13 protein-coding genes are annotated in these 12,862 nt (G+C 60.2%); 5 read left to right on the top strand and 8 right to left on the bottom strand.

Annotated features, from left to right (window positions below; genetic code table 11):
• Nucleotides 1-227 precede the first annotated feature (227 nt).
• The 5 genes from V7116_RS22940 to V7116_RS22920 are packed head-to-tail and all read right to left on the bottom strand — an operon-like array spanning nucleotide 228 to nucleotide 4,071.
• Nucleotides 228-1,235, bottom strand: a complete 1,008-nt coding sequence (locus V7116_RS22940; RefSeq protein ID WP_324394317.1) for a c-type cytochrome — start codon at nucleotides 1,233-1,235, stop codon at nucleotides 228-230.
• Nucleotides 1,236-1,237: 2 nt separating this feature from the next.
• Nucleotides 1,238-2,620, bottom strand: coding sequence for a 4Fe-4S binding protein (locus V7116_RS22935; protein ID WP_324394316.1), 1,383 nt, complete (start codon nucleotides 2,618-2,620; stop codon nucleotides 1,238-1,240).
• 1 nt (nucleotide 2,621) lies between these two features.
• Nucleotides 2,622-3,143: a hypothetical protein gene (locus V7116_RS22930; RefSeq protein ID WP_324394315.1), complete on the bottom strand. Its 522-nt coding sequence runs from the start codon at nucleotides 3,141-3,143 to the stop codon at nucleotides 2,622-2,624.
• Nucleotides 3,130-3,627 (bottom strand): cupredoxin domain-containing protein, encoded by a 498-nt coding sequence (locus V7116_RS22925; protein WP_324394314.1) that lies wholly within the window; start codon nucleotides 3,625-3,627, stop codon nucleotides 3,130-3,132. Before V7116_RS22925 ends, V7116_RS22930 begins: the two co-directional genes overlap by 14 nt.
• 3 nt (nucleotides 3,628-3,630) lie before the next feature.
• Nucleotides 3,631-4,071 carry a PCYCGC motif-containing (lipo)protein gene (locus V7116_RS22920; protein WP_324394313.1) on the bottom strand — a complete coding sequence of 147 codons (441 nt, stop codon included), beginning with the start codon at nucleotides 4,069-4,071 and terminating at the stop codon, nucleotides 3,631-3,633.
• Nucleotides 4,072-4,306: 235 nt separating this feature from the next.
• Here V7116_RS22920 and V7116_RS22915 point away from each other — a divergent pair, with 235 nt between their 5' ends.
• Together V7116_RS22915 and V7116_RS22910 are read left to right on the top strand one after the other, a co-directional pair.
• Nucleotides 4,307-4,936 carry a DUF305 domain-containing protein gene (locus V7116_RS22915; protein WP_324394312.1) on the top strand — a complete coding sequence of 210 codons (630 nt, stop codon included), beginning with the start codon at nucleotides 4,307-4,309 and terminating at the stop codon, nucleotides 4,934-4,936.
• Between the two features lie 53 nt (nucleotides 4,937-4,989).
• Nucleotides 4,990-5,223, top strand: a complete 234-nt coding sequence (locus tag V7116_RS22910; protein ID WP_324394311.1) for a hypothetical protein — start codon at nucleotides 4,990-4,992, stop codon at nucleotides 5,221-5,223.
• Nucleotides 5,224-5,243: 20 nt separating this feature from the next.
• Here the strand turns inward: V7116_RS22910 and V7116_RS22905 are convergent, their stop codons facing one another.
• From V7116_RS22905 to V7116_RS22895, 3 genes are all read right to left on the bottom strand, one after another.
• On the bottom strand, nucleotides 5,244-6,920 hold the full coding sequence (locus V7116_RS22905; RefSeq protein WP_324394310.1) for an ATP-binding protein: 1,677 nt from the start codon (nucleotides 6,918-6,920) through the stop codon (nucleotides 5,244-5,246).
• Complete coding sequence (locus tag V7116_RS22900; protein WP_324394309.1) at nucleotides 6,901-7,578, bottom strand: response regulator transcription factor; 678 nt, start codon at nucleotides 7,576-7,578, stop codon at nucleotides 6,901-6,903. Before V7116_RS22900 ends, V7116_RS22905 begins: the two co-directional genes overlap by 20 nt.
• 332 nt (nucleotides 7,579-7,910) lie before the next feature.
• On the bottom strand, nucleotides 7,911-8,852 hold the full coding sequence (locus tag V7116_RS22895) for a LysR family transcriptional regulator (RefSeq protein WP_324394308.1): 942 nt from the start codon (nucleotides 8,850-8,852) through the stop codon (nucleotides 7,911-7,913).
• 163 nt (nucleotides 8,853-9,015) lie between these two features.
• Between V7116_RS22895 and V7116_RS22890 the strand changes: the two genes are divergently transcribed.
• The 3 genes from V7116_RS22890 to V7116_RS22880 all read left to right on the top strand — a co-directional run bounded on the left by V7116_RS22890 (nucleotide 9,016) and on the right by V7116_RS22880 (nucleotide 12,805).
• Nucleotides 9,016-10,494, top strand: a complete 1,479-nt coding sequence (locus V7116_RS22890) for a UbiD family decarboxylase (protein ID WP_324394307.1) — start codon at nucleotides 9,016-9,018, stop codon at nucleotides 10,492-10,494.
• A gap of 162 nt (nucleotides 10,495-10,656) precedes the next feature.
• Complete coding sequence (locus V7116_RS22885; protein ID WP_324394306.1) at nucleotides 10,657-12,084, top strand: SLC13 family permease; 1,428 nt, start codon at nucleotides 10,657-10,659, stop codon at nucleotides 12,082-12,084.
• Nucleotides 12,085-12,205: 121 nt separating this feature from the next.
• Entirely contained in the window at nucleotides 12,206-12,805 is a 600-nt protein-coding gene (locus V7116_RS22880) for a UbiX family flavin prenyltransferase (protein ID WP_324394305.1), read from the top strand.
• Nucleotides 12,806-12,862: the final 57 nt, after the last annotated feature.

The raw sequence follows: 12,862 nt of genomic DNA, 5'->3' as shown, positions 1-12,862 counted from the left end.
TCTTGGCCATACCTCAACTCTATCGTTCCTTTGCGCTATTTAACAAACACGCTCTTAAGCTCAAGCGCGTATAAAGGAACAGCATGAACGTAACAGACCCAGTCATTCTGGGCCTGTTACGTGCTGTCGTATGGCGTTGGTACGGGGCAAACTGGTGATTGAGACGGTTTGCCGTCCCCTGGAGCGAGAACTTCTTCATCTGGAAGGGTGTTTTTCTCGTCGGTGTGCTATGGTGTGGAGGTTGGCAGCGTCCACAGGTAGTCGACCAACGCCCAGGTTTCTTCCGGCGTGAACAGAGTGCCGAAGTTGGGCATGCCGGTGCCCATGCCGCCGCGCCGGATCTTGGCGTAGAGCACGTCGCTGCGCATCTCGAACAGGTATGCGGGATCGGCAAACGCGACGGGCTGCTCGGCGGTCGTGCCAGCGGCGGGACCGTCACCGCCTCCGTATTGGCCGTGGCATGCGGCGCAGTTCTGGTTATAGAGATCCTGCGCGGCTGCCACCGTTTCGGGGGACGTGTCCGCTGTCCACAGGTGCGCGATCACGTCCAGTAAGTCGGCCTGCGCCGCGCCGGAATTCGCCTCCGCCAACAGATCGAGCGCCTGCGCCGGGGTATGCGTGCGTCGCCCCGCCGGAACATTTAGCTCTGCGGGGACGCTCATGCCGGGCAGCAGTGCCGCGCCGTGTTCCGCCGAGAGCGGACGCGTAAAAGTGAGGGAATGTTCGGCGTCGTGCCCGTCTGTGCTGCCGTGCGCCGCGTCGATGTCCACACCTTCCGCGATTAGCGCCGCGATAACCGGATCGGGCGCGCTGGTGGGCACAAACGCAGGATTGGCCGGATCGATCACCTGGATCGTGCCGCGCATACGCCAGTGATCGTCGCTGCACCACGTCGTGCAGTAGAACGTGTACGTACCGGGGTGGTCGAAGGTCAGCGTAACGGCCTTAACTTCGCCGGGATCGATCGGGCCCAGATCGACGCCCAGGCCCGGCCCAATGGCGACCCCGTGCGTGACGTCCATCGCGGCGAAACGCAGGGTTACCGTTTCACCCGCCGGGACTGTGATCGCTTCCGGCGCAAAACCGCCATTTTGCGGCGCGCGCAGGTCGATGTCCACGAGTCGCGTGGACGATGCGGATGGACGCACGCCGTACTGGTAGCCGATGACGGCAACTGGCACGCCGATCACGATCAGCCCCAAGACGATCAGTGCAAATAGTTCCCGACGCGCCATATTCATCCCAGATATAACCGTAAAAAGCCGAGCGTAACGATCAGCGCGAAACCGCTGACAGGCAGCGCCGCCAGAAACGCGGCCCGGTGCTGGGCGCTGTGCTGCCGCGCGATCTTATAGGCGGTGTTGAGCGCGGCCATCAGCCCGGTGGTCAAAACGCCGACTTGCAGGAACGGGATGATGGTTGCCCCCAGCGGCGTCCAGTGTGTGCCCGCCGTGCCGAACAGATTCCATCCCCAGCCCATCGGATCGGAGACCACGGTCAGCGCGTAGCTGCCGTTGATCAGCACGAACCCGGTGCTGAACGCGATCCAGGCCGCCAAGCCCAACGGGATCAACGTGTAAGCGTAATCTACAAACAGGCCGCGCAGGGGCTGGTTCTGGCCGGAAATCCGCCGCGCGATCCACACCGCCAGCCCGAATAGTCCCGGCAGCAGCACGAGATTGGCTGTCAGAAAACCCACCGCATACAGCGCCCAATGCGGCAGGGTGTCCATGTTGGCCCAGTCCTTCAGCCAGCCCCACGGACCGAGCAGCACCGCCGAGTAGAGCAGGGCGCAGCCGAGCATGATGAACGCCTTATACGCTTCGTCCAGCCGCCGCTCTTTGGCGACTGTGAGGTCGCTGCCAAACGGGCGCAGGTTGAGCACGATGTTGTTCTTGGGGCAGGTCTTCAGGCACTCGAAGCACATGCCGCAGTAGGTGTTGCGGGTCAGGCTGCCGGGGAAGACCATCCACGGACAGCCATAGCCGAACTCGTTCCCTGTGATGCAGTCCTTCGTCTTGTGATCGGCGCACACGTTGGGGTCGGCCACGCGCAGCTCGACCGGGGATACCAGCGAGTATAGGCCGATGAAGCCGCCTACCGGGCAGACATAGCGGCAGAACACGCGGTTTTTGTACAGCGCGCTCAACAGCACGCCCGCCAGCAGAAAGCTCAGCAGCAGCCACGCGCTGACGCTGGGGCGGGTGAGGATGATCGTACTGAACACGGCCACGCCCAGAAAGCCGAAGTTTTGCAGCCACATGTTTTTCAGGCGGCGGGGCCAGTGTAGGCCGCGCGTCCAGAGACGGGCCGGGCCGCGCTGCACGATCGCGCGGCGCTGGAGCCACTCGCCCGGCGCGGGGATGGGGCAAATTGTGCACCACAGCCGCCCGAAGAACGGCACCAGCACGACGATCAGCAGTGCCCACCACACGATCCACACGAACACGATGCCGAAGTTGCGGCTTCCGGCAGGCGTGCCCGCGATCCCGGCCAGGATCGCCAGCGTGAACACCAGTAGCGTGGTCAGCATCATAGCCGGTTGGAAGGCGCGCGCCTTCAGCAGCCGCTTGAGCAGCGGCGCGCGCGCCAACAGGTCGATGCGTTCTTCGTTCAGCACGTCAGGATACCCAGTTCGACAGGATCGTGAGCTGCTTGTCCGGCTCGGCGGGGTCGTTGGTTTGCAGGTGCACGCGGAACTCGTGCGGGCCGCCCATGCCTTCGTGCATCATGAACGAGAACGACACCGTGCCCTCGTGACCTGGCTCGATGACCGGCGCGCTGACCTGCGCCTGGGGCGGGCAGCAGCCTTCGATCACCTCGACGTAGGGCGTGTTGACGAACATCAGCGGCTCGTCGCCCAGGTTGCGCACGGTGTAGCTGGTCTGGATCGTGGTGTTTAGCTGCACGTCACCGTAATCGATCAGCTCGTCCTCGACGACGTTGACGCGCGGCGCGCCGGTCACTTCCGGCTCGAAGTCGGGATCAAATACGGTTTGGCCCGCCTGCGGACCGGGGTCAGGCGAAGCAATCACCAGCGCGAAGACGACGAGGGCGAAGGCGGCGGCGCCCGCCAGGGCCCATTTGATCGCGCTGCTGATGCCGCCTTTTTTGCGGCGCTGACTCTTTTTAGCTTGTGCCACGATTGATCTCCTGAATGTTTTTGTTTTGACCGGAAAACCACATGTAAACGAGCATGCCCGCCGCCGCACTGAGCACGACACCGATCGCGCACCAATAGGGTGCGTTGCCTGCGACGACCAGTTCGCCCACCATGAATGGATGCAGCGGACCGCAGCTGACTGCGCAGCGGTAACGGAACTTGCCGGGCCGGTCGGCGGTGAATGTCACTTCCTGCGCCACGCCCGGCACGATGCGCCGCTCCAGCCCGTACCCGTCCAGGTAGAACCCGTGCACCACGTCCGACGCGGTGAGCGTGATCGTGATTCTGTCGCCCTGGTTGACCTGCACCCGGCCTGGTGTGAAGGCGAATTGTGCCGCGTCGATGTGCAGCGTGCGCGTCTCATGGGCGGCAGATCCCGGCAGCGGCGCGAGCAGCGCGACCAGAACCAGCACGCCAAACGGAATCAGCGCCAGGCGAGGGTGGGCGGAAAGGCGGCTCAGCATCGGCTAGTCCAGCGGCAGCGCCGTGTCCGTGCCGGGACCAAAGGGGCTGTACTGCGCGTCGATGTAAGCGCGCACTTCCGGCGAGGATTGGCCCTGCGCCTTGAGCCGTATCACGTCCTGCGCAATATCCACGCAGATGCCGCAGCCGGTGGCGTGGCTGTCGTAGGTGATCGTGCCGTCCGGCGCGATGTCCTGGACGTAACAGCTCAGATTGCTGGTGTGGCCCATTGCTCCACAGCCGCAGTAACACGGATACTTTGCCAGCTCCTCAGGATTGGTGACGGCGTACTCGTACGCCTCGCGCACGCGGGTGGGAGCGCTCATCACCCAGTCGGGCAGCGCGGCGACGGCGGGTGCTTCGTCGGCGCTGCCGCCGCATCCCGCCAGGATCAGCCCGGTCACTAACAGCAAGACGACGGACATCAGTCGCGTAAGGGGGCGCATGCAGGTTCCTCCGTGAACTTCAGAACAATCTTGGTCTCACTATAAAGGATCGGAGGAGCGGGCAAATGCGCCATTTGGCGTATATGCGCCTGCGCGATCTGTCACTTCTTTGACGTGCTATACGGCTCGCAGCGAGTTGCCAACACGCCATTCGGCGTATTTACAGGCTATGCCTTCTCCTCATATGATGACCGCATCGTTTTTGTGCAGACGTGGACTAGGAGATGTGACGTTCATGCTGAGACGACTGCTGCTGATGTTCGTCGTAGTGGTGGTACCGCTCGTGGCGCAGGTGGCCTATGCACAGGATGGCGTGACCGGGCGCGCGGGACGCGCCGAGGTGCGCTTCATGGAAGGCATGATTGATCATCACCAGATGGCCCTGGATATGGCCGGGCACTGCCTGGAAAAGACAACGACCGAAGCCGTGCAGACGTTGTGCCAGGGTGTGATCGACGCGCAGACGCCGGAGATCGAACTGATGCGCGGCTGGTTGTTGGACTGGTACGGCATCGACTACACGCCGGTCCCGATGGCGCAGTTGATGGACTGGATGGGCCTGGGCGCGGCCAGCGGCATGATGGATATGGGGCACGGCGATCATACCGCCAATCCGATGACCGACATGCCGCTGATGATGGGGATGATGTCCGGCTTCGACCGGATCGAGGGCGCAGACTATGACGCGGCCTGGTTGGAAGCGATGATCGATCACCACGACGACGCGGTCCACATGGCGACGCGTGTGCTGCGCTATGCGGAACACGAGGATCTACGCGCGCTGGCGCAGCAAATTATCGACGACCAGACCGCCGAGATCGAACTGATGGAAACCATCCTGGCTGAGCTTGCTCCTACTCGTTAAGCGACCTTTCTCTCCCAACCATGATCTCATTGCTACCAACAGGAGGAAGAATTATGAAACGGCTGCTGCTTATCCTGGTCCTGACTACGCTGCTGCTTGCCATGGCGGCCCCGGTGCTCGCCCAGGGGAACGGCCCTGTGCCGGGTGCGGACTGCGGCAAGTACTTTGGGCAGCATGTTGCCGAACATGCGCAGACGGGACATCTCGGCACCGAGCATAATCCCGGCATGCACCAGGGCTTCGCCAATTTCCTGGAGCATGGCGAGGGCGAACATACCTGCCCATAGTTATCTGAGGTATAAGCCCTTTAGCGGAGAGCTTGACTCTCCAGGTTGGTGAGGGTCGGAGCCAGGATGGTGATTGTAGTGCCCACCCCTGGCTCCGATTCGATCTTGATCTGCGCGCCGATCAGGGCCGCACGTTCACGCATGCCCATCAGCCCGAAGTGCTTGATGCTGCTCGCAGGGTCCGGCATTTGGTGTACGACCGAAAAACCCCGCCCATTGTCGCGCACGGAGAGCGTCACCTGCGCCGCCTCGAAGTGCACGCGCAGCCATATCTGCGTGGCGTCGCTGTGCTGCCAGGCGTTGTTGAGCGCCTCCTGTGCGATACGGTAGAGCGCGATCTCGTGTTCGGGCGCAAGCCGCCGGGGTGTCCCGGTTTTGTCGAAGTGCACCGTCATGCTGTCGTGCGGTCCCAGATCGCGCGTAAGCATTTGCAGCGCCGGGACGAGGCCGAGTTCCTCCAGATAGACGGGACGCAGCGCGCGCACAATGCGCCGCAGATCCTCGATGGTATCCTGGATCATGCGCCGGATCTCGGCATGCAGCTCGGCAGCAGTAGGATCGTCCGTCAGGTGCGGTTTGAGCATCTGCTGGCGGTGGCCCAGCGCCACCAGCGCCTGCGCGGTCTGGTCGTGTAGTTCACGGGCCAGTCGCCGCCGCTCGTCCTCCTGCGCGGACGTGATCGCGCCGATGTAGTCGTGCATACTCACCTGTGCCGCCTGGACGCGCTTTGCCATGTGTTGAAGCGTCGCTTGCAGATGCTGGATTTCGCTGATGCCACCCACCTGCTGCTCGATCGCGGCGAAGTCGCCTCCGGCAAGGGCGGTCGCTTCCCCTTCCAGTCGCCGCAGCGGGATGACGATGCGGCGGATGCCGAACCACATCGCACCCATTGCGATCAGCAGGCCCGGGACCAGCGCCAGCGGCGCGGCCTGCGAATAGCGCATCACCGGGCTGAGCGTTTCGGTCCAGCGCTCCTCCTGTACCAGCGTCCATCCGATCCCGGGTACTGCCGCGACAGTCGCCACGACATCGCGCCCTTCGTGGTTGGTGTGCTCGACCGGCTCTGTGCTGGCGGGCGCGGCGTCAAATTCTTCCCCGACCAGCGCCGGGTTGCTGTGATAGAGCACCATGCCCCTCGCGTCCAGCAGATAGACATCCGTGCTGGCGGACTCGTGCAGGCTCATCAGCACTTCGCGGATCGGCAGTGCCGCCAGTGAGACGATCCCGACCAGACGGCGCTCCCCTTGCACAACCGTGATGGCGATACGCGTGGCATTGTCGCCAGGGCTGATCAGCGATAGAAGCGGAGGAGCCGCCGGATCAGAGATCTGCGCGTCGAGCCCATCCCAGTCGCCCGATCCGGACGCAGCCAACCGCTGCCCATCCGCCGCGTAGACCGCCACACCGCTGTCGAACAGCGTGGGCAGCCACGCCGCCCCTGCCAGCATTTCTTGCATGGCGTCCGCGTGGTCGGGCAGGGCGATCTGAGACAGGATCGCCTCGCGCTGCGCGATCTGATCGGATAGGCTGACTGCGGTTCCCGCGACGACCTGATCGTTGTGATCGACCAACATGTCGCGCATGGCGGTCTGGTGCAGCGCGACGCCGCCGACCGCCACCAGCATCAGCAGCGCCAGCAGCGGCAGTACCACGAAGACGAGGATCTGCAGTGGGAGGCTAGTCGGGCGGAGTTTCATGGGAAGTGGGGAGATTGAGCAGGCCGAGCTGCGACGCCGTCACGACGGCTTCGGTCCGGCTGGCGGCGTTGAGCTTTTCGAAGATGCGGCGTAGGTGTCCCTGAACCGTTCGGTCGCTGATGCCCAGCATCAGCCCGATGGCCTTGTTGGTCAGGCCGCGTGCGGTAGCTTGCAGCACTTCCATCTCGCGCTCGGTGAGCGGCTCGACCGTTTTTTTGACCTCGTGCGAGGCCGCTACGGCGCGCATCAGCTTCGGCAAAATTTCAGGATCGAGCGCCGACTTGCCCTCGTGTACCGCGCGCACGGCGTCGATAATCTCTTCCATGTCGGCGGTTTTGAGCACGAAGCCGTTTACCCCGGCTTCCAGCGCCGCCATGATGAATGGATCGTCATCGTAGGCGGTGAGGATCAAGAGTCCGATGGGCAGCCCCTTGGCACGCACACGCCGCGCCACCTCTATGCCACTGTAGACCGGCATTTGGATGTCGAGCACTGCTACATCGGGCCGGTGCTGCTCGATGAGATGAATCGCCTGCTCGCCGTTTTCTGCCTCAGCGATCACGGCGATGCCTGCCGCCGAGAGAAACTGCTTGATTCCGTGCCGGACGACCTGATGATCGTCAGCCAGGATGACCCGAATGGATGGGGTTGCGTCCATACGCCTGCCTCGAAGGTGAGTGTACGGCTATAGTAACGATATTCGCGCGGCTCCGCATCCCCGCCAAATGGCGTATTACGCGTGCCCAACATTGCATGATCGGGATACACGGTGCAACCGGCGAAATGGACGCGACGCGTACCAATTTTGCCAAATCACATATGGCGTTCGGAGAAACGAGTGAGAATGTCGCGCACCCGCAACTGGACTCTGTAATGCGTCGTCAGGTGGTGCCAGCGCGAAGATGGATCGCGTCCGGGGGCGGGCGACATCCCGTGACGCTCTAGACAGCCCGGTTCACATTTTGCGGGGCTGAAACAGGTTCTTTCCTCTTACCCTGCATTTTCCTGCGCGAAAACCCGGTGAGTCAGGCTTTGACCTTCGAGGGTGCCGGAGACTTCGGTGTCGGCAATGTAATTCCAAAACCGCTGTACTGCGGCTGTCACTTTGCGGTTTTTTACCTTCGCTAAACCGACCGCACTTTTTACAGTGGGTTTGATATCGACACATGTTACGTTGTGTCGTTTTGAATAATCTGTATGGCGTTTCATCAGCAGCGCGACGCCCATGCCTTGTGACACGAGAGCGATGATGTTTTCTGGACGGCAGCCTGTGTAAACCACATTGGGCGTATAGCCCGCATCGAGGCACAGGTTGTAGCAAAACCCATATAACATGGTCGCTTTATCCAGAAACATATGCCCTTCGTTGCTTAACTGCGAGAGTTCGATCTCTTTTTCTTCGGACAAATAGTGTGTTTCGGGAAGCACCGCAACCAGATAATCCTCGCAAAACGCCACGAAATCGAGATTGGATGCGCTTTCAGCCGATCTACGGATAAAGGCGAGGTCACATTCGCCAGACTCAAGCAGTTGGCCGATTTCATTCGGCTCACGTTCGATGACGGTAAGTACGATGTTGGGATTCTCTTTTTGGAACCGCGCAATGGCCCTCGTGATTTCGTATTGAGCCATCACCGGGATCGAAACCACATTAATGACGCTTCTTTCGCGTCTGTTGTGTTCAGCGACTGCGCCAAGAAGCGCGTTGTTTATGCTGCACAGCTCCTTAGCGTAGGGGAGGATCAACTCCGCTGCGTCGCTTAGAACTACATTGCGAGTGGTCCGATCAAAAAGCTCAACCCCAAGCTCTTTCTCTAACACTTTTATGTGCTTCGATAGGGATGACTGGGAAATAAAGAGTTCTTCTGCGGCCAGTGTAAAGCTGCCTAATCGCTCAATCGCTAAGAATTCGTGCAGATAATTTACTTCCATTTTTCATCTTCCTTAACGTTATATTCCTTTTCGGAATAAATTGTAGCGCATCTGGAATAGGTCACAACAGGAGTCGGCGATACGATGAAAACAGTCCAATGTGAACTGCTGGCCTTCATCCCAGGGGTTCGTGCTACTAATACACCGAATAGAGGGATATTCAATGACAAAGCCCGAAGTGATTGATTTGCGCAGCGCCTTAGAGTATTTGCGGACGGAGCCAGGGGAGCTTGTCGAAACGGACGTTGCCGTAGAGCCTGAGGCCGAGTTATCCGGTGTATACCGGTATGTCGGTGCAGCGGGCACGGTGATGCGCCCCACGCGGCTTGGCCCGGCCATGATCTTCAACAACGTTAAGGGATACCCGGGGGCAAAGGTTGCCATCGGCATCCTCTCAAGCCGCACTCGTGTTGCCAAACTGCTGGGCGTCGCGCCCAATCGCCTGGGTTTCGCCCTTCGTGACAGCGTAAACTGCCCGATCCAGCCGGTTGAAATTGGGCAAGAGGGTGCTGCTTGCCAGGAAGTTGTCCATCTCGCCACGGACGAGGGTTTCGATCTGCGCAAACTTATCCCGGTTCCGACGAACACGCCGGTCGACGCCGGTCCGTACATCACGCTCGGCATGTGCTACGCCACACACCCCGATTCGAAAGTATCTGACATCACCATCCACCGCATCTGCGTTCAGGGCAAAGACGAGCTGTCGATCTACTTCGTCCCCGGGTCGCGTCACATTGGCGCGATGGCAGAACGCGCGGAGGAACTGGGTGTGCCGCTGCCGATTTCGATCAGTATCGGCGTCGATCCGGCCATCGAGATCGCGGCATGCTTCGAACCGCCGACGACACCGCTCGGATTCAATGAACTCTCAATCGCGGGCGCGCTCCGCAACAAGCCGGTTGAGCTGGTGAAATGCCTGACGGTCGATGAATGCGCGATCGCCAATGCGGAATACGTGATCGAGGGTGAGATCGTCCCCGGTGTGCGGGTGAGAGAAGACCAGAACTCGAACACGGGCTTCGCGATGCCGGAGTTCCCAGGCTATACGGGCCCGGCCAACCCGTCGCTCCCGGTGATCCGCGTCAAGGCTGTGACCCACCGCAAGAACCCCATCATGCAAACGTGCATCGGGCCGAGCGAGGAACACGTCAACATGGCTGGCATCCCGACCGAAGCCAGCATCATCGACATGATCGAAAAGGCCATGCCCGGTCGCCTGCAAAATGTCTACTCTGCCGCGGCAGGTGGCGGTAAATACATGGTCGTCATCCAGTTCAAGAAGCTGGGTCCGGCGGATGAAGGGCGCCAGCGCCAGGCCGCGCTGTTGGCATTCTCCGCGTTCTCTGAACTCAAGCACGTTTTCCTGGTTGACGAAGATGTCGATCCCTTCGACATGAACGATGTGCTGTGGGCGCTGAATACGCGCTTCCAGGGCGACATTGACACGATCTTCATCCCCGGTGTGCGCTGCCACCCCCTGGACCCGTCTGAGTCGCCGGAATTCTCGCCGTCCATTCGGGAAAAGGGCATTAGCTGCAAAACGATCTTCGACTGCACCGTACCGTACCATCTCAAAAGCAAGTTCGTTCGTGCGCAGTTCATGGAGGTTGATCCCAAGACGTTTCTGCCGGATTTCGAATAAATAACAGCCATACATAGCGTGGCGTGCATGTGCTGGCAACTGCCGTGCCAGCACATGCACGCGTTAATCCGAGCCCTTCCGAAAGTTATAGACGCACAAGACTATCTCCCGAAAGTCAGCTAATAAACATTCTGGCGTGTGCCAGTAAATCCGGAGAAACTCATGGCAACAAATGCTATTGCTCAGTCTCGTCAAGAGCCGTTTAATCTTATGAAATACACCCGGCAGATCGGTGCGCTGGCCGGTTTGCTGGTAGCCTTTATCGTCTGGCACCTGCCGCTGAATGACCTGTCGCCGGAAGGCCAGCGCGGGCTGGCGCTCAGCCTGATGACCGTTATTTGGTGGGCGACCAAGGTGGCGCATCCGGGTTATGTGTCGCTGGTGATGCTCGTTTCCTACGTGTTGTTCGACGTCGCACCGCCGGAAAATGTCTTCGCGATGTGGCTATCCCCGTTGATGTACCTGATCGTTGGTGGATACCTCATCGCGGCTGCGGTCGAGGTATCAGGGTTGGGGAAGCGCATTGCCTATCAGTTTCTGCTGCGCGTTGTGAGTTCCTATCGCAGCGTGATCATCTCCTGCTACGTTCTCGGCTTCCTGTTGAGCTTCCTGATTCCGCATCCCTGGCCCCGTTCATTCCTGATCATGGGTGTCATGGGGGTTATTATCAAAAGCGCGGACATGCCAAAGCGTGATGCGATCAATATTGGGCTGGCCGTTTTCGCTGGTTCTGCTCCGATCTCGATGATCCTGCTCACCGGCGACAGCACCATCAACATTGTCGCAGTTGGTTTTTCTGGTCAGGAACTGAGCTGGCTGGGGTGGCTGAAATATATGAGCGTCCCCGGACTTGTCGCCAGCGTGTTGACCTGCGCCCTCCAACTGCTTCTGTTCAAGCCCAGCGGCACATTTACGATCAACAAGACGGAAGTCGCCAAGAAGCTCGACGAACTGGGTTCGTTTACGCTGATCGAAAAGAAAGTGATCTTCTGGATCGGTCTGGCGATCGTGCTGTGGGTGACCGACTCCATTCATGGCGTCCACATCGGTTGGGTGACACTTGGCATTGCGCTTGCGATGAGCATGCCCACGATTGGCGACATTCTTAAGCCGCCGCAGTGGTCGCAAGTGCCGATCGCAACGCTGTTCTTCCTGACCGCCGCGCTGTCCATCGGTAAGGTTGGCGCGCTTACCGGCATGAATGACTGGGTGGCCTCCGTCGTGCTGCCGTCGCAAGTGCCAAGCAACCTGTTCCTGTTCGCGCTGTTGGTTACGACCATTACCATTCTGCTTCACATGGTCCTGGGCAGCGTGATGGCCGTCATGGGGATCGCCACACCGGCCCTGGTTGGATATGCGGTGGCCGCTGGCATCAATCCGCTCGTTCCGGCGCTGATGGTTTACACCGCGATTGCCATGCACTGGATCTTGCCTTTCCATCACATGAATATCCTGGTGGGGTTGGGCGATGATGGCGGCATGTATACCGATAAAGAGGTGATGAAGCTCGGTATTCCTCTCACAGCGGTTGTTTTCGTGGTCACCGTGCTCGTCGAGGTGATGTGGTGGCAGATCACCGGCTTGCTGTAGGCTGGACGGAAGATACTGCCTGAGCAGGTGTGACTTTGTAGGGAATCTGGTTGACTGACATGGTTAGGGATGTTCCGGCATCCCTAACCGGTTCATTATGGCGTGTGATGAGAGGAATACCGTGCGACTCATTGTTGGAATGTCCGGGGCAAGTGGTGCTATTCTCGGTATTCGGATGTTGGAGGCGCTTCAGCGTGTCGAGGGTTGTGAAACGCATCTGGTCATCAGCGAGAGCGCGGAACAGACGATCCGGCTTGAAACAGGCTACAGCGTCGAGGCGGTTAAGGGTCTGGCTGATGTTCTCCACGATATCCGCGATATGGGGGCGACGATTGCCAGCGGGTCGTTCAAGACGGACGGCATGATCGTCGCGCCGTGCAGCATGAAGACGCTGTCGGCGGTGGCGGCGGGCTTCTCCTATAACTTGCTCGTCCGTGCGGTAGACGTCTGTTTGAAGGAACGGCGTAAGGTCGTACTGCTCCCACGAGAAATGCCTTTCAACGCGATCCACCTGCGCAATCTACAGCTCGCGGACCAGAGTGGGTGCCTGATCATGCCGCCGATGCTGACCTTCTATAACCATCCGGCGACGATCGACGATATGGTCGATCACGTGATCGGGAAGACGCTGATGCAGTTCGGCGTGGACTTCCAGCCGTTCAAGGCCTGGGAAGGCGCTGAGGCGGCTCAGCAAACGCTAGCCGAACGCGTAGAGGCATAAATCGCTCATGCAAACGTACACCTTCAGCGAGGGGGTAGGGGACAGGCGCATCGACGC

The organism is Aggregatilinea sp. (genome assembly GCF_036822615.1).
GTDB lineage: Bacteria > Chloroflexota > Anaerolineae > Aggregatilineales > Aggregatilineaceae > Aggregatilinea.
This window is presented reverse-complemented; position numbering and strand designations above follow the sequence as displayed.

Coding starts and splice junctions, on each gene's coding strand:
- V7116_RS22940 (WP_324394317.1), bottom strand. CDS start 1,235: ATGGCGCGTCGGGAACTATTTGCACTGATCGTCTTGGGGCTGATCGTG.
- V7116_RS22925 (WP_324394314.1), bottom strand. CDS start 3,627: ATGCTGAGCCGCCTTTCCGCCCACCCTCGCCTGGCGCTGATTCCGTTT.
- V7116_RS22920 (WP_324394313.1), bottom strand. CDS start 4,071: ATGCGCCCCCTTACGCGACTGATGTCCGTCGTCTTGCTGTTAGTGACC.
- V7116_RS22915 (WP_324394312.1), top strand. CDS start 4,307: ATGCTGAGACGACTGCTGCTGATGTTCGTCGTAGTGGTGGTACCGCTC.
- V7116_RS22910 (WP_324394311.1), top strand. CDS start 4,990: ATGAAACGGCTGCTGCTTATCCTGGTCCTGACTACGCTGCTGCTTGCC.
- V7116_RS22905 (WP_324394310.1), bottom strand. CDS start 6,920: ATGAAACTCCGCCCGACTAGCCTCCCACTGCAGATCCTCGTCTTCGTG.
- V7116_RS22900 (WP_324394309.1), bottom strand. CDS start 7,578: ATGGACGCAACCCCATCCATTCGGGTCATCCTGGCTGACGATCATCAG.
- V7116_RS22895 (WP_324394308.1), bottom strand. CDS start 8,852: ATGGAAGTAAATTATCTGCACGAATTCTTAGCGATTGAGCGATTAGGC.
- V7116_RS22890 (WP_324394307.1), top strand. CDS start 9,016: ATGACAAAGCCCGAAGTGATTGATTTGCGCAGCGCCTTAGAGTATTTG.
- V7116_RS22885 (WP_324394306.1), top strand. CDS start 10,657: ATGGCAACAAATGCTATTGCTCAGTCTCGTCAAGAGCCGTTTAATCTT.